The sequence below is a fragment of the Bradyrhizobium sp. HKCCYLS20291 genome, assembly GCF_051167715.1.
GTDB lineage: Bacteria > Pseudomonadota > Alphaproteobacteria > Rhizobiales > Xanthobacteraceae > Bradyrhizobium.
The window spans coordinates 92,865-114,694 of sequence record NZ_JBNPTO010000023.1 but is presented as its reverse complement, the minus strand read 5'-3'; the positions used below and the strand labels follow the sequence as shown (position 1 = coordinate 114,694).

Below are 21,830 nucleotides of genomic sequence, written 5' to 3'. Positions count from 1 at the left end.
CTTAACTGGACATTTCCTGCTGCACTGCAAGCACACCGGCCCGCTCGGCGGCCGCGACGATCATCCCGGCGATCCGGGCCGGCTGCTCCTCATGCGCCAAATGACCAAGGCCATCAATGAGTTCGAGCTGCGCTTGCGGCACCAATTGGCGCACGCGCTGGGCCACGTCGGGTGGGATGGCGCGGTCGTGGGTGGCGGCGATCAGCAGCAGGCCGGCCTTGAGCCGCGGCAGATCGCGCAGCAGGGGATGCAGGTCCCAATTCGCCATCATCTCCAGCGCGGCGCCGACATGGCCGGGGCTGCCGACCAGGCGCCGATACAACCGCTCGCCGGTCGCATCGAGCGTCGAGCCGGTGCCCTTCAGCAGCCGGTGCACGGCAGCCGGATCGCGGCCACGCCACGCGAACAGCCGCGGCACCAGCGGATTGAGCGCCATCATCTTGGCCAGCGGCGAAAAGAACTGCGCGGCGAGCCCGCCGAACGGCAGGTAGGCGCCGTTGAGGCTGACGATCAGCTTCGGCGCGATCAGGCCGTCCAGCGTCATGCGGGTGAGAACAGCAGCGCCCGCGGAATGGCCGATCGCGATCTCGGGCTTCACCGCGAGCTTGTCGCAGAGGCCGGCGAGATCGCGCGACATGCCGTCCAGCGACAGCCGCTGCCAATGTGGCGTCGACGTGAAGCCGTGGCCGGAGAGGTCGGGCGCAACGACGGTGAAATGCCTGGCGAGCAGCGGCGCAAGGTCGCGCCAGGAATGGGTGGCCGCCCCGGTGCCGTGGGCGAGCAGCGCGACTGGCCCCTCGCCCATGACCTGCACATGCCAGCGCAGGCCCGCGGCCTCGACGAAGCGGCTGGCCGCGCGGTTGGGCCAGTCCTTGCCGTCGACGCTCCAGTTCGGCTTGTCGCTCATGCCGGCCCATGGGGTTGGACGCGGCTGGCGTCCTCAATGGCCGTCCGCACGCGCCAGGAAATCATCGTAGCTGGCGACGACTTTATCAAGCTGCTCGAAATGCGGCATCGCCCCGGTCTGCATCACCTCGATGCGCCAGTTCGGCAGGCCTTCGACGGCATGCTTGCCGTTGTAATCGACGAAATCACCGCGCACGCCATGCACCATCCAAATCGGCATGGCGAGTGCCTGGTACAGTTTCAGTGCCTGGGCGCTGAAAAGATAGCCGGAGACGAACGAATACGGTGCATTCTCTGCCCCTGGCTGATGCGTGGTGATGTAGTCGTATTCCAGCAAGCCCTCGTCGATATCCTTGCGGCCAAAGGTCTTCTGCAGGAAGAAGCGAATGCTGGCGCGCGATGTCAGCAGCGTGAAGAAGCCGTGCTTCCACAGCGATACATTGAGGATGTTGCGCACCCAGGGCATCGCCCGCGTCGTGTCCTTGTTGCCGGCTTTCTTGGCCGCCGCCTCGGCCCGGCGATCGAAGCCGGTCGGGCTGAGCAGCCCCAGGGTATGAAACAGGTTCGGCGCCTCGGTGCCGGCGCGCGCCGCGAATTCGCAGCCGAGCGACAGTGCGATCGCATCGATTGCGACGTCGCCGTGACGGCGACGAACCTCGTTGGCGGCCAGCAGGATCGCATCGGTCATGAGGCGCGGCGTGTAGATGCGGTCGGGGCGGTCCGACAGGCCGAAGCCGGGCAGATCGAGCGCGTAGACCGGACGCGCCGTGCGATAATGCTCGAACAGCGGCTTCATCTCGTAGGCCGTCGCCGCGGCGTTGACGCTGTGGATCAGCAGCAGCGGCCGCTGCTCGACCGGCGCGGCGGGCGCCTCGCCATAGCAGGTGATCCGCCCGGTGCGGGCATCCGCAAGCTCGAAGCGCGGCGCGGCGAGCGGCGGCGGCATCGTCACCGCGCGCGAGGTCACCGCATGCTCATGCTGGGTGGTCGAGGCGATCGGCATGGCATGCTCCTGGTTGGCGATTTCATGTCGACCGGCAAAATCGCCCGGTGCAACCGATCCGACGCGAGCATAACGCTGATCGACCCGCTTGTCAGTCGTCGTTGGGAACGCTGCCTGACGCCAACGGTTCCATCAGCCGCGGCCGGCCTGCGCCATCACGGCCTGCGACAAACGGGTGGCATCGGCATGAGGCAACGCCACGTAGCGGGCCTGCATCGCGCCGGCGAGCTGCGCAGCCTTGTCCTGCGGCCGCGGCGAGGAATCGACCAGCACCACGGGAATGCCGGTCAGCGCGAGCTGCTTCGCGGCCACCAGCGCTTCCGCCTCGGCCTCGCTGCGCCCGCCGCCGTCGCGCGCGACATTGGCGCGGCCGTCGGTCATCAGCACGATCGTCGGCGCCTGCCCTTTTGCCTTCACTGCGAGCGCGAGCTCGGTCGCGGCGAAGATCGCGGCCGACAGCGGGGTGCCGCCGCCGCCGGGCAGTGCGGCGAGGCTGCGCTTGGCGCGCGTCAGCGAGCGCGTCGGCGGCAGCAGCAGTTCGGCGCCCTTGCCGCGAAACGCGATCAGCGCGACCTCGTCGCGGCGGATGTAGCATTCGGCGAGCAGCAGCTCGACCGCGCCCTTGACCTCCGCGAGACGCTGCAAAGCCGACGAGCCGGAGGCGTCGACGACGAAGATCGTCGTGGTGCCCGAGCGCTGCTTGAAGCGGGTGATGCGAATGTCGTCCTTGTGCACGATGAGGCGGCCGCTCTTGCCGGCGCGTCGCGCCCGCCGTCGCAACGGCTGCCACGGCGCTGCCGCGCGCAACGTTTCGAGCACGTTGAGCCGCGCGCCGGCGCGCCATTCGCCACGGCGCGCACCAATCGGCCGGCCGCGCTTCGGCGCCTTCTGCGCGGTGCCCTGCTTGCTGGCGCTGCTCGATCGCATCCGCATCGCGCGCTCGTCCTGCAGACGCTTCAGCAGATCGGCGGGAATGGCCGCCAGCGCGGCTTCGAGGACGCGGTCTTCGAGGGGGCCATCGTTGCTACGATCGTCCTCCTCGCTCTCGGCCTGATCGTTCTGCGGCTCCGGCGCCTGGTTGCTCTCGGCGTCGTCATCCGCCGCGGGAAGCCGCGTGGCGCGCGGCGCAAGCACCAGCCGCGCGGCGCAGGCGATGTGGGCGTCCGCAACGACCGTCTCGCCGTCGAGCGCCGCGGCGATGCGCGCGACGCGGCAGGCCAGCAATGGCGCGCGCAGAGAGTCGATGCCGAGAGCCACTGACGTGGTGGTCAATGCGGCGATCGCGTCGTCGGAGAGACGAACCTGCGGCAGCAGCGCGCGCGCTGCAGCGATGTCCGACGGCTTGAACAGGCTCTCGCCGAGATCGGCGCGCGCGACGGTGCCGAGATCGAGCTGACAGGCGAGGCGATCGGCGAGAGCCGGCGACACGCGCTCATCGCCAAGGCCTTCATCGAGGGCGATCACGCCAAAGCGCGCCGGAGCATGCAGCGACATTCCATCCCGCTCGATGCGGATAGCGCCAGTGTCGAGGGCAACACAGAGATGTGCTGTTGTCGACGGCGCGATGCGCTCGGCCATCACCGCGATCAGCACGCCGCCATCGGCTTCGGCGAGCAGGCCGCGCTGCAGCACCGGCCGTCCGGCCTGCAGGGTGGCGGCGAGATCGAGGCCGCCGAGCAGGCGGTCGTCGGAGATCGACGGCGGCAGTTTGCGGATGTGGGTCGACACCGGCATCAGCTCGCGCAACAGCTCCAGCCATTGCTCGCGCACCGGGCCAGCACCTGCCCGCAGCAGCACCGACGCGGCCGGATCAATCGCGGCCAACGCGGCCGCGATCATCGCATCGGCCCAGATCGCGGCGCCGTCGCTCACGTTGCAAACAGCTCGGCGAGCGCACGCTCGACCCGCACCGACGAGCCGGAATCGTCGAGCGGATTGCGCCTGAGACGGTGCCGCAGCGCCATCGGCGCCACGGTCTTCAGATGGCTATCATCGACCGCCTTGGCGCCTTCGAGCGCCGCCGCGGCGCGTGCCGCGCGCATCAAGGTGAGCTCTCCGCGCAGGCCATCGGTGCCGAGCGCCATGCACAGCCGCGCCGCCTGCTCCAGTTCGCGATCGGCGACTTTCACCGAGCCGATGTGCGCGCGCGCGGCGAGGATGCGCTTGCGCTGCTTGGCCTCCTCCTTCTCCCAATGCGCGACGAAGGCCGTGGGATTCGTCTCGAACGCGTCACGCCGCTTGATCACTTCGATGCGCGTCGGCAGATCGCCGGGCGTCTTGACTTCGACCGACAGCCCGAAGCGATCGAGGAGCTGTGGCCGCAGTTCGCCCTCCTCCGGATTGCCAGTGCCGACCAGCACGAGGCGCGCCGGATGGCGGATGCTGAGGCCGTCGCGCTCGACCACGTTCTCGCCCGACGCGGCGACGTCGAGCAGGAGATCGACGAGATGATCCTCCAGCAGGTTGACCTCGTCGATGTAGAGAAAGCCTCTGTTGGCGCGCGCCAGCAGCCCCGGCTCGAACGACTTCTCGCCATGCGCCAGCGCACGTTCGAGATCGAGTGCGCCGACGACGCGGTCCTCGGTGGCGCCGAGCGGCAGGTCGATCACCGGCACCGGCACCTGATGCGCCTTCAGCGCGGCCGGCTTCTTGGCCTTGCCGCCCGGCTTCGAGCGTGCGCGGCATTCGGCGCATTGCGCGGCGACGTCGGCCGGATCGCATTGATAGGGACAGCCGACCACGGCGCTCATTGGCGGCAGCAGCGCGGCCAGCGCGCGCACCGCGGTGGACTTGCCGGCGCCGCGATCGCCAAAGGCCAGCACGCCGCCGACCTTCGGGTCGACGGCGGCGATCATCAGCGCCAGCTTCATCTCGTCCTGGCCGACAATGGCCGAGAACGGAAACGCGATTCCCATAGGCTTCCCTCTGCGCCGCGACGCGTACCGGTCGCGTTTTCAGCATGAGACCACAATCAGGGGCCGCTGTTCAACCCGGGAGGTTTCGCGCGCTATCGCCCCAGACTCGGCAGATCGAGGCCATTGGCGTCGGCGCAGGCGATGGCGTCCTCGTAGCCGGCGTCAGCATGGCGCATCACGCCGGTGGCCGGATCGTTCCACAGCACGCGCTCCAGCCGGCGCGCCGCATCATCAGTGCCGTCGGCGACGATGACCATGCCGGCATGCTGCGAATAGCCGATGCCGACGCCGCCGCCATGGTGCAGCGACACCCAGGTCGCGCCGCTGGCGCAATTGAGCAGCGCATTCAGCAGCGGCCAGTCCGACACCGCGTCGGAGCCGTCCTTCATCGCCTCGGTCTCGCGATTCGGGCTCGCCACCGAGCCGGAATCGAGATGATCGCGGCCGATCACGATCGGCGCCTTCAATTCGCCGCGCGCCACCATCTCGTTGAAGGCGAGGCCGAGGCGATGGCGATCGCCGAGGCCGACCCAGCAGATCCGCGCCGGCAGGCCCTGGAACTTGATGCGCTGCCTGGCCATGTCGAGCCAGTTGTGGAGATGCTTGTTGTCGGGCAGCAGCTCCTTCACCTTGGCGTCGGTCTTGTAGATGTCCTCGGGATCGCCCGACAATGCCGCCCAGCGGAACGGGCCGATGCCGCGGCAGAACAAGGGACGAATATAAGCCGGCACGAAGCCGGGGAAATCGAACGCGTTGGCGAGGCCCATGTCCTTCGCCATCTGGCGGATGTTGTTGCCGTAGTCGAGCGTCGGAATGCCCATGGCATGGAAATCCAGCATCGCCTGAACGTGGCCGACCATCGAGGTCTTGGACGCCTGCTCCACCGCCTTCGGCTCCGAGGCACGCCTGGCTTCCCATTCGGCGAGCGTCCAGCCCTTCGGCAGATAGCCGTTGATCGGATCGTGAGCGCTGGTCTGGTCAGTGACGATGTCCGGACGCACACCGCGGCGAACAAGTTCGGGGAAAATCTCGGCGGCATTGCCGAGCAGGCCGACGGACACGGCCTTCTTGGTCCTCGCTGCCTCTTCCATCAACGCCAGCGCCTCGTCGAGGGTGGCGGCCTGGCGATCGAGATAGCCGGTGCGCAACCGCATCTCGATGCGGCTTGGCTGGCATTCGACCGCGAGCATCGAGGCGCCAGCCATGGTCGCGGCCAGCGGCTGCGCGCCGCCCATGCCGCCGAGGCCAGCGGTCAGGATCCACTTGCCGGAGAGATCGCCATTGTAGTGGCGGCGGCCGACTTCGACGAAGGTCTCGTAGGTGCCCTGCACGATGCCCTGGCTGCCGATGTAGATCCAGGAGCCGGCCGTCATCTGGCCGTACATCATCAGGCCCATTTTATCGAGCGCGTTGAAGTGATCGAGCGTCGCCCAATGCGGCACGATGTTGGAGTTGGCGATCAGCACGCGCGGTGCATCCGGATGGGTGCGGAACACGCCGACCGGCTTGCCGGACTGCACGACCAGCGTCTGGTCGGCCTCCAGCTTGCGCAAAGACGCAACGATGCGATCAAAGCTGTCCCAGTCGCGCGCGGCGCGGCCGATGCCGCCATAGACGATCAGCTCGCTCGGTTTCTCCGCAACGTCGGGATCGAGATTGTTCATCAGCATGCGCAACGGCGCTTCGGTGAGCCAGCTCTTGGCGCTGATGTCGCTGCCATGCGGCGCACGGATCACCCTGTCATTGTCGAGGCGTCGATTCATGGGTCCCTCTCATCCAAGCCTGGGAAACGGATCGCGTCCGAGTGCATTGCTCACCGCGCTGGCCAGCACGCCGCCGGCCACCAGCGCGGCAGCTTTTGCGAGGTCGTCGGCCATGTAGCGGTCGCTCTCCAGCGCTGGCACATGGACGCGCAGGGCGCCGATCACGGCAGAGAGAGCCGCGCTGGTGCGATGCGGAACGCGCAGTTCGATGCCTTGTGCGGCGACCAGCAGTTCGATGCCGATGATATGCGCGAGATTGTCGGCCATGTCGTGCAGCCGCCGCGCGGCATGCGCGGCCATCGAGACATGATCTTCCTGGTTGGCGCTGGTCGGCGTGGAGTCGATCGAGCACGGCAGCGCGCGCTGCTTGTTCTCGGCGAACAGCGCCGCGGCCGTCACCTCAGCGATCATGAAGCCGGAGTTCAGGCCAGGCTCCGGCGTGAGGAATGGCGGCAAGCCGAAATTGAGTGCGGGATCGACCAGGGTCGCGATGCGCCGCTCGCTGATCGCGCCAAGCTCGGACAGCGCCAGCGCGATCTGGTCGGCGGCGAACGCCACCGGCTCGGCGTGGAAATTGCCGCCGGAGATGATCTCGCCGGTCTCGACGAGCACCAGCGGATTGTCGGTGACCGCATTGGCTTCAGTGACCAGCGTGCGCGCCGCCTGCGTCAGCAGGTCGAGCGCGGCGCCCGCGACCTGCGGCTGGCAGCGCATGCAATACGGATCCTGCACGCGCTCGTCGCCTTCGAGATGCGACAGCCGGATCGCGCTGCCGTCGAGCAGTTCGGTGAGCACACGGCCGGCTTCGATCTGGCCAGGATGACCGCGGAGCGCCTGGATCTCGGGGCGGAACGGCGCGGTGGAGGCCATCGCGGCGTCGACCGACAGCGCGCCGGTGACGAGGGCCGCATTGATCAGATCATGCGCCCGGAACAGGCCGGCGAGCGCATAGGCGGTCGAGAACTGCGTGCCGTTGATCAGCGCGAGTCCTTCCTTCGGCCCGAGCGTCACTGGCGCAAGTCCGGCCTTCGCGAGCGCGTCACGGCCTGGGACGAGCCGGCCATCGACAAAGGCTTGGCCTTCGTCGATCATCACCGCCGTCATGTGCGCGAGCGGCGCGAGGTCGCCGGAGGCGCCGACCGAGCCCTGCTGTGGCACGAACGGCCACACGCCGTACGCCAACATCGCCTGCAATTGCGCGATGATCTCACGTCGCACGCCGGAGGCGCCGCGGCCGAGCGAGATGATCTTCAGCGCCATCATCAGCCGCACGATCGGCTCGGGCGTCGCGGGACCGACGCCGCAGCAATGCGACAGGATGAGGTTGCGCTGGAGCTGCGCGGTCTGGTCGGGAGGAATGCGCTTCGACGCCAGCTTGCCGAATCCGGTGTTGATGCCATAGACTGGCTCGGCGCCTTGCGCGGCCTTGGCAACGATCGCCGCAGCGGCCTCGACGCGGGGCCACTGAGAAGAATCTAGCGCGAGCGAGGCTCCGCCGTAGACCCTTGCCAGATCGCCGAAGCTGACGCGGCCCGGCGCCGCAACAATGCCGCTCATTGGCCTCTCCAGACACGCTTGTGCAAAGGATTGAAGCCCATGCGGTAAACCAGCTCCGCGGGACGGCCGATGTCCCATATCGCCAGATCGCACCACTTGCCGGCTTCCAGCGTGCCGGTTTCAGCCAGCAAACCGAGCGCGCGAGCACCTTCACGGGTGACACCCGCCAGACATTCATCCACGGTCATGCGAAACAGCGTCGCCGCCATGTTCATGGTCAACAGCAACGACGTCAGCGGCGACGAGCCGGGATTGCAGTCGGTGGCGAGCGCGAGCTTCAAACCATGCCTGCGAAACAGCTCCACCGGCGGCTTCTGCGTTTCGCGAATGAAGTAGAACGCGCCTGGCAGCAACACCGCGACCGTTCCAGCGCGCGCCATCGCAGCCGCGCCGGCGTCGTCGGTGTGCTCGAGGTGATCGGCCGAGAGCGCCCCGAACTCCGCTGCAAGCGCGGCCCCGCCGAGGTTGGAGAGCTGATCGGCGTGCAACTTGCCGCGCAGCCCGAGCGCCTTGGCCGTTGCAAAGACGCGCGACGTCTGCGCGGCCGAGAAGGCGATGGTCTCCATGAAGGCATCGACCGCATCGGCCAGTCCCGACGTGGCGACCGCGGGAAGCATCTCGTTGCAGACCAGATCGATGTAGCGGTCCTTGTCGCCGCCGGCTTCGACCGGCAACGCATGGGCGCCGAGAAAGCTGGTGCGCACGGTCACCGGCCGCTTGCTGCCGAGGGCGCGCGCTGCGGACAATTGCCGCAGTTCGGTTGCCGTCTCCAGGCCATAGCCGGACTTGATCTCGATCGTCGTGACGCCCTCGGCAAGCAGCGCATCGAGCCGAGGCAGCGCGCTCGCGATCAGTTCCTGTTCGCTGGCGGCACGCGTGGCCGCAACGGTCGAAACGATGCCGCCGCCGGCGCGCGCGATCTCCTCGTAGCTCGCGCCGGCCAGGCGCAGCTCGAATTCCTGGGCGCGGTCGCCGCCATAGACGAGATGGGTGTGGCAATCGACCAGGCCCGGCGTGATCCAGCAGCCGTCGCAGTCGATGCGCTCGGGCGCATCGGCATCAGCGGGAAAATCCGCTTGCGGACCGGCGAAGGCGATGCGGCCGTCGCGGGCCGCCACCGCGCCGCGCTCGATGACGCCGAGGCCCGGCTCGTCCTCACGCAAGGTCGCGAGCCGTGCATTGCGCCAGATCCGGTCGAAACGCTCGGCCATGCTGCCTCCCACCTTCACCAATGCTTGACGGGCGATATGTCTATACATAAACTCGCTTCCGCCGTTCTGTCCAGCGGGCTTCTCGACCATGGCGTCATTGCACTTCGCATCCGCGCTCCTGCCCACGGGATGGGCCGAGGACGTGCAGGTCGTGATCAGCAACGGCGAGATCGCACAGGTCTCCGCGGGCGTGCCGCCGACCATTGAAGACGAGCAGCACGAGGTCGCGATCCCCGGCATCGCCAGCCTGCACAGCCACGCGTTCCAGCGCGGCATGGCCGGGCTTGCCGAGATCAGCGGCCACGCCACCGATACGTTCTGGACGTGGCGCGAGACGATGTACCGCTTCGCGCTGTCGATGCGCCCGGAGGACGTCGAGGCGGTCGCGACCCAGCTCTATGTCGAGATGCTCGAGCGCGGCTTCACGGGGGTCGGCGAATTCCATTATCTGCACCACGATCGCGACGGCACGCCTTACGCCGATATCGGCGAGATGGCGGTGCGCATCGCCGCGGCCGCCCGGACATCCGGCATCGGCCTGACCCTGCTGCCGAGCTTCTACGCGCATGGCGGCTTCGGCGGCGCCGCGCCGCATGACGGACAGCGGCGCTTCATCTGCGATGTCGATCGATTCGAGAAGCTGCTCGTGGCCTCGCGCAAGGCGATCAGCACGCTCCGCGGCGCCAATCTCGGCATCGCGCCGCACAGCCTGCGCGCGGTGGCGCCGGATGAGCTCAGCGCGCTGCTTCCGCTCGCTGACGGCGGCCCGGTCCACATCCATGCCGCCGAGCAGGTCAAGGAGGTCGAGGACTGCCTCGCCTGGTCCGGCCAGCGCCCGGTGCAGTGGCTGCTCGATCATCACACCGTCAATGACCGCTGGTGCCTGATCCATGCGACCCACATGACGGCGGACGAGACGGCGGCGCTCGCGCGGAGCGGCGCGACCGCCGGCCTGTGCCCGGTCACCGAAGCCAGCCTCGGCGACGGCATCTTTCCCGCGCGCGACTATCTGCGCGCAGGCGGACGCACTGGCATTGGCACCGACTCGAACGTGCTGGTCGGTGTCAGCGACGAGTTGCGCCAGCTCGAATACGGCCAGCGGCTGATGCATCGCGAGCGCAACATGCTGACGTCAGGTCCGCAAGCCTCGACCGGTCGGACGCTGTTCGACGCTGCGCTCGCCGGCGGCTCGCAGGCGCTCGCGCAATCCAACGTCGGGCTGCAGGTCGGCGGCCGTGCCGATATCGTCACGCTCGATCTGACGCATCCGTCGCTCGCCGGGCGGACCCAGGATGCGCTGCTCGACGGCTGGATCTTCGCGACCGCGTCCGACGCCATCGACTGCGTCTGGGCCGGCGGCGCCAAGGTCGTGCAGGGCGGCCACCATCGCTCGCGCGACGCGGCCCGGCGCGGCTTCAACACGGCCGTGCGGAGGCTGCTCTCATGAGCCTCGCAGAGGATCGCGCCAAGCCGGGCGCTGGCACGCTCTACAAGACCATCCGGCAGGACATCGAGCGCCGCATCCTCACCGGCGAATGGCCGCCCGGCCATCGCATCCCGTTCGAGCACGAGATCATGGCGCGCTATGGCTGCTCGCGCATGACCGTCAACAAGGCGCTGTCGGAGCTCGCGCAGGCTGACCTGATCGAGCGCCGTCGCCGCGCCGGCAGCTTCGTGCGGCGGCCGCAATTCCTGTCGGCTGTGTTGAAGATTCCCGACATCCGGGCCGAGATCGGCGCACTCGGCCGCGCCTATGGCTATGAGCTGATCGCGTCGGCGCGCCGGCCAGCCAACGCGGCTGATCGGGAACGACTCGGAGTCAAGAAGCCGTGCAAGGTGATCGCGATCCGCTGCCGCCATAGCGCCGACGACGTCCCGTTCGCGATCGAGGACCGGCTGATTGACCTGGATGCCGTGCCCGACGCCGCCAAGGCCAATTTCAAGATCGATCCGCCGGGCTCATGGCTGCTGCATCACGTGCCGTGGACGGAAGCGGAGCATGCGATCAGTGCCATCGTCGCCGACAAGGCGATCGCCGAGGGCCTCGACATCGCCGTCGGCGCGCCGTGTCTCGTGATCGAGCGCCACACCTGGCGCAAGGGCCGGCCGCTCACGGCCGTCAGGCTGGTCTATCCGGGCGAGCAGCATCGCCTCGTGGCACGCTTCAGGGGCAGCGAATGAGCCAGCTCGTGCGCGCCCGAACTCAGCATGAGATTTGCAAGCGAGCTGGCAGCTCTTGCAGAGACATGCGGTCGCCGCGGGCGACCGTGGACCGTTCCAACCACTTCTTTCAACAGCAAAGGATGATGACGATGCGCAGATTTGGACTCCTTGCCGCGACGGCCGCGCTGCTGGCCTCCACCACGGCCTTCGCCGATGACGTCAAGGTCGGCATCGGCATTTCCGGCTGGACCGGCTTCGCGCCGCTGACGCTCGCCAAGGAAACGGGCATCTTCAAGAAGAACGGCCTCGACGTCACGATCAAGAAGATCCCGCAGAAGGACCGCCACCTCGCGATCGCCGCCGGCGACGTGCAGTGCGCCGCGACCACAGTCGAGACCTGGATCTCCTGGAACGCCAATGGCGTGGCCACCAAGCAGATCTTCCAGCTCGACAAGAGCTACGGCGCCGACGGCATGGCCGTGCGCAACGACGTCGCCGCGATCAAGGACCTGAAGGGCAAGACGGTCGCTGCGTCCGCGCCCGGCACCTCGCCCTATTTCGGGCTGGCCTGGATGCTCAAGAAGAACGGCCTGAGCATCAAGGACGTCACCGTCGTCAACATGGAGCCAGGCCCGGCCGCGCAGGCGTTCGTCGCCGGCCAGAACGATGCCGCCATGACCTATGAGCCGTATCTGTCGACGGTACGCGCCGCGCCGGACAAGGGCAAGATCATCGCCACCACGCTGGACTATCCGATGGTCATGGACACGTTCGGCTGCACGCCGAAGTTCCTGACCGAGAACCCGAAGGCCGCCAAGGCGCTCGCCGACAGCTACTACGAGGCGCTCGACATGATCGCCAAGGACCAGGCCAAGTCCTATGAGATCATGGGCGCCGACGTGAAGCAGAGCGGCGAGCAGTTCGGCAACTCCGCCAAATATCTGCGCTGGCAGGACAAGGCCGCGAGCCAGAAGTTCTTCGAGACCGAGTTCAAGACCTTCAACAAGGATGCGGCCGAGCTGCTGCTCGAGGTCGGCATCATCAAGCAGGTCCCGAACGTCGAGGATCTGTATGATGCGAGCTTCATCAAGTAGCCGCGAAACTCGTTCGATGTAGAGTCGTCATTGCGAGCGCAGCGAAGCAATCCAGGGCCCAGGGTGCGACTCTGGATTGCTTCGTCGCTTCGCTCCTCGCAATGACGATGTTGATGCAGCCTGCTCCAATCTGAGTCCCCGCGCTCTGGATCCAGTCTCCTCGAACGACCCGCACCAGACCACGAAAGCCCGATCCGTGATCCGTCCTCTCGATCCCGTCAGCGCCCGCTCCCGAACGGCGCTTGGCCTCGCCTTCTTCGTCGTGTTCGTCGCGGCGTGGTCGCTGGCGACGTTCGGCGGCTACGTGCCGAAGACGTTCCTGGCCGATCCCCTGACCATGCTGCGCGAGGGTTGGGATCTGCTGACAAAGTTCGGCTTCCTCTATGATATCGGCATGACCGTCTGGCGCGTCGTCGGCGGCTTCGTGCTCGCGGCCGTCATCGCCGTGCCGCTCGGCCTGCTGATGGGCGCCTACAAGCCGGTCGAGGCTTTCCTCGAGCCGTTTGTATCCTTCGCGCGCTATCTGCCGGCCTCCGCCTTCATTCCCCTGCTCATTCTGTGGGCCGGCATCGGCGAGCTGCAGAAACTGCTCATCATCTTCATCGGCTCGGTGTTCCAGATCATCCTGATGATCACCGTCACGGTCGGCAACACGCGACGCGACCTGGTCGAGGCCGCCTATACGCTCGGCGCCAGCGACCGTGGCATCATCGGCCGGGTGCTGCTGCCGTCGGCGGCGCCCGACATCGCCGAGATCCTGCGCCTCGTCCTCGGCTGGGCCTGGACCTATGTCATCGTCGCCGAGCTGATCGGCTCGTCGTCCGGCATCGGCCACATGATCACCGACAGCCAGGCGCTGCTCAACACCGGGCAGATCATCTTCGGCATCATCATCATTGGCCTGATCGGCCTGATCTCGGACTTCCTGTTCAAGGCGTTCAACGCCTGGCTGTTTCCGTGGAAGCTCGCATGACCACGCTCGTCATCGATCAGGTCACGCGCACCTTTCCGGCCCGCCAGGGCCACGCGCCGACGCGCGCGCTGGAGCCGGTGGAGCTCACCATCGGCAACAACGATTTCGTCACCATCCTCGGGCCCTCCGGCTGCGGCAAGTCGACCCTGCTGCGCATCGTCGCCGGCCTCGACCATCCGACCAGCGGCAAGGTGCTGCTCGATGGCCGCGAGGTTACCGGCCCCGGCGCCGACCGCGGCATGGTGTTCCAGTCCTACACGCTGTTTCCATGGCTCACCGTGCGCGAGAACATCGCCTTTGGCCTACGGGAACGCGGCGTACCCGAGGACAAGCGCAACGCCGTCGCCGACCGCTTCATCCAGCAGATCGGCCTGAAGGGTTTCGAGAACCACTGGCCCAAGCAGCTCTCCGGCGGCATGCAGCAACGCTGCGCGATCGCCCGCGCGCTCGCCAATGATCCCAAGATCCTGCTGCTCGACGAGCCGTTCGGCGCGCTCGACAACCAGACTCGCGTGCTGATGCAGGAGATGCTGCTCGGCATCTGGGAGCGCGACCAGAAGACCGTGCTGTTCGTCACCCACGACATCGAGGAGGCCATCTTCCTCGGCAGCCGCGTGCTGGTGATGAGCGCCCGTCCCGGTCGCATCAAGGCCGACATCAAGATCGAGCTGCCACATCCAAGATCCTACAAGATCAAGACGTCGCCGGAGTTCGTGGCGCTGAAGGAGCGGCTGGTGGAGGAAATCCGGGCCGAGGCGCTGAAGGTGGCGGCGGAGGCGTGAGGCGGCCCATGCGCGACATCGTCGCGCGTCAGAGTACCCATTCAACGAGGCGAACTCGCGGAGACATACCCCTCACCCAAGCGAGTTTGTCGATCTGGCGTACATGCCCTCTCCCACCCTGGCGAAGCTTCGCTTCGCCTTGGGGGCGAGGGCGCAATAACGGGCACTGTGCTGCCCTAAATTATCACTTCCCTCCCGCAGCAAGACTGCCAGATACAGCGCCCTCGCCCCTTGTGGGAAAGGGCATCGCCGGCCGTTCCGCGAGCTCGCTTGGGTGAGGGGTTCTCTCCGCAAGCAAACCTGTAGCTGCTTAGCTAACTCTTGAGCCGGCAGTCAGCTCCGTCGCATCGAGGCCTTTGGAAGCCACCCCCTATCCTTCTCAGCCACGGCGCCAGATGGAACGCGCTCATCAGCAGATACATCACCGTCATGCTGCCGAGCGGAGCGCCGGCCGGCATGGCCGAGCAGATCATGTCTGAGCGGCCGTCGCGGGCCATGGCGTTCAGCACGGCCATCAGCGCGAAGGTCGGCGCCGCGGCGAAGCGGAGACCAGTGGTGATGCCGAGCCTCACGCGCCTGTTGGACAGGAAGAACGCCATGACGTCGCTCCGTGCTCTCAGCGTGCGCCGTATTCGTCGCGGCGACGCCACCACACACCCTGCTCGTTGCGGCCCTTCGGCGCGCGATCGAGCCACTGATAGGCGCCCCACAGGCCGTCGAGGCCGCGCGCATAGGCCGAGTAGGTGTGATAGACGGCACCGTCTTCGACAATGAACGCGCTCATGCCCGGCCGATCGCGCATGAAGGTCGCGCCGTCGGTGCCGGCCGTGGCCGCGATCTCGGACACCATGGCCGGCACGTCGCCCGCGCCGAGCGGCGGGCTGGTGCGGTAGTTGTACTCGGTGCCGCCCTGGCGCTGCTGCTCCTCGGTGATCGCGACGTTGAAGTCGAAGTTGAAGTCGCTGCTCGCCGACGAGGCCCAGGGGAAGCTCCAGCCCATGCGCGTCTTGTAGGCCTTCAGCTTCGCCAAGGGTGCGCGCGACACCGCCCACAGCATCACGTCGTGATTGGCGAGATGGAGCTGGAAGCCGTTGAAGCCGTCGGCGATCATCGAGCAGGACGGGCAGCCGGCCTGGAAGTCGGGCCCGAACATGAAGTGATAGACGAGCAGCTGCGAGCGGCCCTTGAACAGATCGGGCAGCGTCGCAGGGCCCTCTTCGGTATCGAACCGATACGTCTTGTCGACGCGCACCCAGGGCAACGCCTGGCGGCGCTGCGCCAGCTCATCACCGCGGCGCGTGTAGTCCTTCTCGGCTTGCAGCAGGTCGAGCCGTGCCTTCAGCCAGTCTTCGCGAGTTCCAGTTTGATGCATGGTCATGTCCGTCATCCCTTTGCGTGTTGACCGCAACTGAGACTAGGATCGGCGCGGGACGGACCGGGAGTGACAAGTTTGGCGGGATTTGCATGGACTCGCTGATCTCGGCGGCGGCGCGGGCGCTTGCCGCCGGTGATCCGCTCGGCGCGCTGAACCGCGTCGCCTTGCGCGACGATCCGCCGGCGCTGGCGCTGCGCGGCATCGCGATGGCGCGGCTCGGCGATGTCGTCAAAGCGAAGGCGCTGCTGCGCCGGGCGGCGCGGGCGTTTGGTCCCAGGGCCGCGCTGGCGCGGGCGCGCTGTGCGGTCGCCGAAGCCGAGATCGCGCTCGCAGCGCGTGATCTGTCCTGGCCGACCAAGGCGCTGGCTGCAGCACGGCAGACACTCGAGCAGCACGGCGACCACGCCAACGCGGCCTATGCACGCAGCCTCGAGATCCGGCGCATGGTCCTCATCGGCCATCTCGACGCAGCCGAGCGTGGACTTGCGGAACTCGATCCTTCACCACTGCAGCCGGCGGCACGCACGATCTACGAGCTGATCATCGCCGGCCTGGCCTTGCGCGGCCTGCAGACCAAGACCGCGCGCGCGGCGCTGGAGCGCGCCACGCGTACGGCGCGGCAGGCGCGGAGCCCGGAGTTGCATGCGGAGGTCGAGCGAGCTTCGGCGACATTGACCGCGACAGCTGCACGGTTGATCCGCACAGGCGAGGATCGTCTGTTGCAGCTCGACGACGTCGAGGCGCTGTTTCGATCGGACAATTTGATCCTCGATGCCTGCCGGCTGACGATCCGCCAGGGCAGCCAGATCGTGCCGCTGGCGCGACGCCCGGTGCTCTTCGCGCTGGCGCGGAGACTGGCCGAGAAGGTCCCCGCTGACGTGCCGCGCGCAGAGCTGATCGCCCATGCGTTCCGCGGCAAGGATGCCGACGAGTCGCACCGCGTCCGCCTGCGCGTCGAGATCGGGCGGCTGCGCCAACTGCTTCGGAACCTCGCCGAGATCGACGCAACGAGGGATGGCTATGCGCTTCGGCCGGGCCGGGATCGGGATGTCGTGGTGCTCGCGCCGCCGGTCGAGGACGAGAACGCGTCGGTTCTCGCCTGCCTTGCCGACGGCGAAGCATGGTCGAGCTCGGGTCTCGCCGTGGCGCTGGGAGAAAGCCAGCGCACCGTGCAGCGCGCACTCGATACGCTTGCATCGTCCGGCAAGGTGCAGTCGTTCGGGCGCGGCCGGGCGCAACGCTGGACCTGCCCGGTCGTCCCCGAATTCGCGACCGCGTTGTTACTCCCGGCCTGGTCGTCGCTCGACTAGCGTGCGGCCGTCACAACCGATTGGAAGACCAGCATGGCACGAATAGCAGCAGAGATCATTCGCGAGTACGGACCGTTCGAGGACGCCGATCGCGTCAACGGCGTCAGCTATGACGGCGCGCAGGTCTGGATTGCGACCGGCGGCAGCATCAAGGCGTTCGATCCCGCCAACGGCGCGGTGCGCAAATCGCTCGATGTCCCCTCGCATGCCGGAACCGCGTTCGATGGCCGGCATCTCTATCAGATCGCCGAGGACCGCATACACAAGGTCGACCCCGACAGCGGGCGCGTGCTTGCGACGATCCCTGCGCCGTCCGGCGGCGGCGACTCTGGGCTGGCGTGGGCGGAAGGATCGCTCTGGGTCGGCGCCTATCGCGACCGCAAGATCCACCAGATCGATCCAGCAACGGGCAAGATCCTGCGCAGCATCCCCTGCACGCGCTTCGTCACCGGAGTCACCTGGGTGGATGGCGAGCTGTGGCACGGCACCTGGGAGGATGACGTCAGCGACATCCGGCACATCGATCCCGCGACCGGCGAGGTGCTCGATCAGCTCGACATGCCCGAAGGGACCAACGTGTCCGGGATGGAGTCCGACGGCCGTGAGACGCTGTATTGCGGCGGCGGCGGCAGCGGCAAGGTGCGCGCGGTCCGGCGACCGAAGCGCTCGCGCGGATGAGCGGGCTCAGCTTCTCGCCTCCGCGCTGCTTGGCGACAAATCATTGACGGCGTGCAAGCCCCACTGGGTTATCGTCATGCCCGGGCTTGTCCCGGGCATTCACGTTGTTCGGCCGTGCTTCAAGAGGTGGACGGCCGGGGCTTAGCCGCGCCAAAGCGGCTGCAGGCGGGACAAGCCGGCCATGACGTAGCAGAGACACGACATACCAAAGAGCTGTCGCCAAAGGATCGCGTGAGCAGCGTTGGACGCCTTACTTGCCGATCGACGTGAACGCCGCCTTGCGGAAGTTGGCGTTGGCCTCCTCGTGCGTCTGCAGCGGCTGGCCACCGCCTCCGCCGCCGCCGACCGGCTTGGTCGGCGTGATCACTGAGAACAGGACGAAGCCGCCGGCCTTGCGCGGGAAGATGAAGTATTCGGCCACATCGGATTTCTCGCTGTCCTCGCAGGAGGACATGCCGCGGAACACGACGGCGCTATCGACCAGCTCGCTGTTGCGCGCCGAGATGAACTTGCCCTTGCAGTCGCGCGCGTCGTTGCCGATGATCGTGGCGGCGACTTCGAGGCCATCGACATTGCGCTGCGGCGGCACGATCCGCACGAAGCCGGTCGCGTTGTCCGCCTTCCACGCGACGCCGCCCGCCGTCAGCCACACCGGCCGCTCGCCGCCGCCCAGGATGGCGGGATGCTGCAGCGACGCCTTGAGAATGAAATTGGAGGCGATCTGCATCGCTTCCAGCTGCAGCTCGGGAGAATCTTCTGCGGCACGGGCGGGCTGCACGCTCGCTGTCGCAGCGGGTGCGGCCGCGGCCGGCGCGCCCGGACGCTGTGCTGCGGCGGCACCGGGCTGCGCCGTGAAGTTCGTGGCAGCAGCCAGCCCGCCGGTATTGATCATGCGCACGCAATTGGCCAGTGATGGCATCAGCACCGACGTGCCGTTGAGATCGAACTGGAACAGATTGCCCTGCGCGAACGCCGACATCGTGCGCGCCGCCCTGAACGCCTTGATCAGGCTGGAATCGTTCGGCATCGGCACGACCACCATGTTGGCCGACCAGACCGAGCCCTCGACGTTGTAGGATTGGCGGCCGTCGAAGCTGAGCACGATGGGAAACTTCTGTCCCTGCGACAGCGACCAGCTCGGATGGATGAAAGCGAGCGCCCAATTGTAGGTCGGCAGCGCGAGCACGCCGAAATTGATGCCGCTCTTGTAGCTGGCCGACGCGATGCAGCTCGAGAACTTGCCGGTGTTGTCGTCGGTGTAGGCGCCGCCCGACCAGCCGGCGACGGAGATCGTGCCGTAGGGTCCCTTCGCATGCGCCGGCGCGACCGACGCGCACATCAGCGCACAGATCAAAGCCATCACCGCAAGGATCGCACGCCGCGCCATCATCACCCGCCCCCATTTCGGCCGCATTGTTGCAATTCCCGCGGCTACGTCAAGTAGAGACCAGAGGGGACCGTCTACCCTAGGAATAGAACGCCAGCGGGACGCAAAGGCCTGCTCGACAAACATGTCGCGGTCGCCATCCACAGCCCCTTCATGGGGACGTCATTGAACTCCGCTAGCGCTCTCGAGGTCTCAACCAAGGGATCTCGCCATGTCCGCCACGCTGCCCGTCCTCGGTGCCGCCCTCTCCGTCAAATCGATTCCGGCTCACACCGACTGGCTGCTCGAGCGCCAGCGGGATCTCGAGATCCAGGACTTCTTCCGCGCCGACCTGCTCGACAGCGACTGGCGCAGCACGGCCAGGGAAATCAAGTCGATGCTGTCGGGCCATAACGGCCGGCTCGGCATCCACGGCCCGTTCTGGGGCTTCACCATCGCCAGCCACGATCCCATGATCCGCCGCGCCGTCACCAAGCGGCTGTTGCAAGGGCTCGAAGTCGCCGAGTTCCTCGGTGCCACGCAGATGGTGATCCACTCGCCCTACACGACCTGGGACTACAACAACATCGACATGCTGCCGGACAATCGCGAGGCGCTGACCGAGCGCGTGCGCGCGACGCTGACCGATGTCATCGCTGCAGCCGAACGGGCCAATTGCGAGATCGTGATCGAGAACATCGAGGACAAGGATCCGCAGGACCGCGTCAGCCTCGCGAAGACGCTGGGCAGCAGCAAAATGCGCGTGTCGCTCGACACCGGTCATGCCAACTACGCGCATCATTCCACCGGCGCGCCGCCGGTCGACTACTATGTCGACGCCGCCGGCGACATGCTGACGCATGTCCATCTGCAGGACACCGATGGTTACGCCGACCGCCACTGGGCGCCCGGCGAAGGCAACATCCACTGGATCGCCGTGTTCCGCGCGCTGGCGCGGCTCAATTCCAATCCGCGCCTGATCCTCGAGCTGCGCAACCACGATCACGTCAAGGCCGGCGCCGCCCATCTCGCCTCGCTCGGCCTCGCCGAATAGGCCGTCACTTTTCCTCGTCGACAACCTCAAGAGAGATTGCCATGACCAAGCTCACCCGCCGCGGCCTGCTCGGCGCCGGCGCCGCAATCGGCGGCAGCTTCATCCTGCCGCGCGTCTCGATCGCGCAAGCCGATAACCGCCCCTCCGTCACGATCGCCGTGCAGAAGGTGAGCAACTCGAACGTGCTCGACGTGCTGCGCGAGCAGTCCAATGTCGGCGAGCGCGTGTTCTACTCGTCGCTGTGGGAAAGTCTGATCTCGAAGAACTTCCGCGGCAATCTCGAAGCCGTCCCGGGCCTCGCCACCGAGTGGAGACGCATCGACGACCAGACTGTCGAGCTGAAGCTGCGCCAGGGCGTCAAGTTCCACAATGGCGACGAGATGACCTCCGAGGACGTCGTGTTCTCGTTCAGCCGCGAGCGCATGTTCGACGACAGCGAGGCCAAGAGCCGCACCACCATCAAGGCGTTCGAGAAGATCCCGAGCCCACGCCCGGGCAAGGAGCTGCCGCCGGACGTGATCGGCGTCGCCCGTCGGATGTGGCCGGATCTCGTCCGCGTCGACGCGGTCGACAAATACACCGTGCGCTTCGTCAACGCGACGCCCGACGTGACCATCGAAGGCCGCCTGATGCGCTACGGCTCCGACATCATGAGCCGGCGCGGCTGGGAAGAGGCTGCGAGCTATCTCGACTGGGCGCGCAAGCCGATCACCACCGGCCCCTACAAGATCGTCGAGTTCAAGCCCGACGTGTCGCTGACGCTCGAAGCGCATGACGAATATTGGGGCGGCCGCCCGCCGCTGAAGCGCATCCGCTTCCTCGAAGTGCCGGAGGTCGCGAGCCGCATCAACGGACTGCTGTCTGGCGAATACCAGTTCGCCTGCGACATCCCGCCGGACCAGATCGCCGGCATCGAGAAGAACGCGGCGTTCGAAGTGCAGGGCGGCACCATCCTCAATCACCGCCTCACCGTGTTCGACAAGAACCATCCGCAGCTCGCCAATCCGCTGGTGCGCCGCGCCTTCACCCATGCGATCGACCGCCAGGCGATCGTCGACAGCCTGTGGGCCGGCCGTACCCGCGTGCCGAAGGGCCTGCAATGGGAGTTCTACGGCGACATGTTCATCGCCGACTGGAGCGTGCCGGCGTTCGATCCGAAGCTGGCACAGGATCTGCTCAAGCAGGCCGGCTACAAGGGCGATCCGATCCCCTACCGGCTGCTCAACAACTACTACACCAACCAGGTCGCGACCGCGCAGGTGCTGGTCGAGATGTGGCAGGCGGTCGGCCTCAACGTGCAGATCGAGACCAAGGAAAACTGGTCCCAGATCATGGAGCGTGCGCCGACCCGCGCGGTGCGCGACTGGTCCAACTCCGCCGCCTTCAACGATCCGGTGTCCTCGATCGTCGCCCAGCACGGCCCGAACGGTCAGCAGCAGCAGATCGGCGAATGGACGAATACCGAGTTGAACAAGCTCTCCGAGTTCCTGGAGACCTCGACCGATCGCGCGGCACGCAAGAAGGCGTTCGGCCGCATGCTGGAGATCGCCGAGCGCGAGGACCCCGCCTACACGGTGCTGCACCAGAACGCGACGTTCACCGCCAAGCCGAAGTCGATCAAGTGGAAGGCCTCGCCGGCCTTCGCGATGGACTTCCGCACCGGCAACTACGGAGTCTGAT

The 21,830-nt window shown here is 67.1% G+C and carries 19 protein-coding genes; 9 read left to right on the top strand and 10 right to left on the bottom strand.

Annotated features, from left to right (window positions below; translation table 11 throughout):
* Window position 1: 1 nt before the first annotated feature.
* From bchO to hutI, 7 genes are all read right to left on the bottom strand, one after another.
* A complete protein-coding gene (bchO, locus tag ACQR07_RS33795) occupies window positions 2–907 on the bottom strand; it encodes an alpha/beta fold hydrolase BchO (protein ID WP_434906371.1) in 906 nt (301 codons plus the stop codon).
* Between the two features lie 33 nt (window positions 908–940).
* On the bottom strand, window positions 941–1,909 hold the full coding sequence (locus tag ACQR07_RS33790; RefSeq protein ID WP_434906370.1) for an alpha/beta fold hydrolase: 969 nt from the start codon (window positions 1,907–1,909) through the stop codon (window positions 941–943).
* 132 nt (window positions 1,910–2,041) lie between these two features.
* Window positions 2,042–3,781, bottom strand: coding sequence for a magnesium chelatase subunit D (locus tag ACQR07_RS33785; protein ID WP_434906369.1), 1,740 nt, complete (start codon window positions 3,779–3,781; stop codon window positions 2,042–2,044).
* Window positions 3,778–4,824 (bottom strand): magnesium chelatase ATPase subunit I, encoded by a 1,047-nt coding sequence (gene bchI / locus ACQR07_RS33780; RefSeq protein ID WP_434906368.1) that lies wholly within the window; start codon window positions 4,822–4,824, stop codon window positions 3,778–3,780. The genes ACQR07_RS33785 and bchI overlap by 4 nt, the downstream gene beginning before the upstream one ends.
* A gap of 92 nt (window positions 4,825–4,916) precedes the next feature.
* The gene (gene hutU / locus ACQR07_RS33775) at window positions 4,917–6,587 is read right to left on the bottom strand and encodes a urocanate hydratase (protein ID WP_434906367.1); all 1,671 of its coding nucleotides are present in this window, start codon (window positions 6,585–6,587) and stop codon (window positions 4,917–4,919) included.
* Window positions 6,588–6,596: 9 nt separating this feature from the next.
* Window positions 6,597–8,144, bottom strand: a complete 1,548-nt coding sequence (gene hutH, locus ACQR07_RS33770; RefSeq protein ID WP_434906366.1) for a histidine ammonia-lyase — start codon at window positions 8,142–8,144, stop codon at window positions 6,597–6,599.
* Complete coding sequence (gene hutI / locus ACQR07_RS33765) at window positions 8,141–9,355, bottom strand: imidazolonepropionase (protein ID WP_434906383.1); 1,215 nt, start codon at window positions 9,353–9,355, stop codon at window positions 8,141–8,143. The genes hutH and hutI overlap by 4 nt, the downstream gene beginning before the upstream one ends.
* An 88-nt stretch (window positions 9,356–9,443) precedes the next feature.
* Here hutI and ACQR07_RS33760 point away from each other — a divergent pair, with 88 nt between their 5' ends.
* From ACQR07_RS33760 to ACQR07_RS33740, 5 genes are all read left to right on the top strand, one after another.
* Complete coding sequence (locus tag ACQR07_RS33760) at window positions 9,444–10,802, top strand: formimidoylglutamate deiminase (protein ID WP_434906365.1); 1,359 nt, start codon at window positions 9,444–9,446, stop codon at window positions 10,800–10,802.
* Complete coding sequence (gene hutC, locus ACQR07_RS33755) at window positions 10,799–11,536, top strand: histidine utilization repressor (protein WP_434906364.1); 738 nt, start codon at window positions 10,799–10,801, stop codon at window positions 11,534–11,536. Before ACQR07_RS33760 ends, hutC begins: the two co-directional genes overlap by 4 nt.
* Window positions 11,537–11,667: 131 nt before the next feature.
* The gene (locus ACQR07_RS33750; protein WP_434906363.1) at window positions 11,668–12,612 is read left to right on the top strand and encodes an ABC transporter substrate-binding protein; all 945 of its coding nucleotides are present in this window, start codon (window positions 11,668–11,670) and stop codon (window positions 12,610–12,612) included.
* Window positions 12,613–12,811: 199 nt separating this feature from the next.
* Window positions 12,812–13,585: an ABC transporter permease gene (locus tag ACQR07_RS33745; protein ID WP_434906382.1), complete on the top strand. Its 774-nt coding sequence runs from the start codon at window positions 12,812–12,814 to the stop codon at window positions 13,583–13,585.
* The gene (locus tag ACQR07_RS33740; RefSeq protein ID WP_434906362.1) at window positions 13,582–14,367 is read left to right on the top strand and encodes an ABC transporter ATP-binding protein; all 786 of its coding nucleotides are present in this window, start codon (window positions 13,582–13,584) and stop codon (window positions 14,365–14,367) included. The genes ACQR07_RS33745 and ACQR07_RS33740 overlap by 4 nt, the downstream gene beginning before the upstream one ends.
* A 314-nt stretch (window positions 14,368–14,681) precedes the next feature.
* Here the strand turns inward: ACQR07_RS33740 and ACQR07_RS33735 are convergent, their stop codons facing one another.
* Together ACQR07_RS33735 and ACQR07_RS33730 are read right to left on the bottom strand one after the other, a co-directional pair.
* Complete coding sequence (locus tag ACQR07_RS33735) at window positions 14,682–14,966, bottom strand: hypothetical protein (RefSeq protein WP_434906361.1); 285 nt, start codon at window positions 14,964–14,966, stop codon at window positions 14,682–14,684.
* Window positions 14,967–14,983: 17 nt separating this feature from the next.
* Window positions 14,984–15,745, bottom strand: coding sequence for a DUF899 domain-containing protein (locus ACQR07_RS33730; protein WP_434906360.1), 762 nt, complete (start codon window positions 15,743–15,745; stop codon window positions 14,984–14,986).
* Between the two features lie 86 nt (window positions 15,746–15,831).
* Here ACQR07_RS33730 and ACQR07_RS33725 point away from each other — a divergent pair, with 86 nt between their 5' ends.
* Both ACQR07_RS33725 and ACQR07_RS33720 read left to right on the top strand, forming a co-directional pair.
* Window positions 15,832–17,052, top strand: coding sequence for a helix-turn-helix domain-containing protein (locus ACQR07_RS33725; protein WP_434906359.1), 1,221 nt, complete (start codon window positions 15,832–15,834; stop codon window positions 17,050–17,052).
* A 33-nt stretch (window positions 17,053–17,085) separates the two neighbouring features.
* Window positions 17,086–17,730, top strand: coding sequence for a Vgb family protein (locus ACQR07_RS33720; RefSeq protein WP_434906358.1), 645 nt, complete (start codon window positions 17,086–17,088; stop codon window positions 17,728–17,730).
* Window positions 17,731–17,980: 250 nt separating this feature from the next.
* Here the strand turns inward: ACQR07_RS33720 and ACQR07_RS33715 are convergent, their stop codons facing one another.
* Window positions 17,981–19,144, bottom strand: a complete 1,164-nt coding sequence (locus tag ACQR07_RS33715; RefSeq protein ID WP_434906357.1) for a hypothetical protein — start codon at window positions 19,142–19,144, stop codon at window positions 17,981–17,983.
* A gap of 184 nt (window positions 19,145–19,328) precedes the next feature.
* On the opposite strand from ACQR07_RS33715, the gene ACQR07_RS33710 reads away from it, so the two are divergent.
* Together ACQR07_RS33710 and ACQR07_RS33705 are read left to right on the top strand one after the other, a co-directional pair.
* Window positions 19,329–20,150, top strand: coding sequence for a sugar phosphate isomerase/epimerase family protein (locus tag ACQR07_RS33710; protein ID WP_434906356.1), 822 nt, complete (start codon window positions 19,329–19,331; stop codon window positions 20,148–20,150).
* Window positions 20,151–20,191: 41 nt separating this feature from the next.
* Window positions 20,192–21,829 (top strand): ABC transporter substrate-binding protein, encoded by a 1,638-nt coding sequence (locus tag ACQR07_RS33705; RefSeq protein WP_434906355.1) that lies wholly within the window; start codon window positions 20,192–20,194, stop codon window positions 21,827–21,829.
* Window position 21,830: the final 1 nt, after the last annotated feature.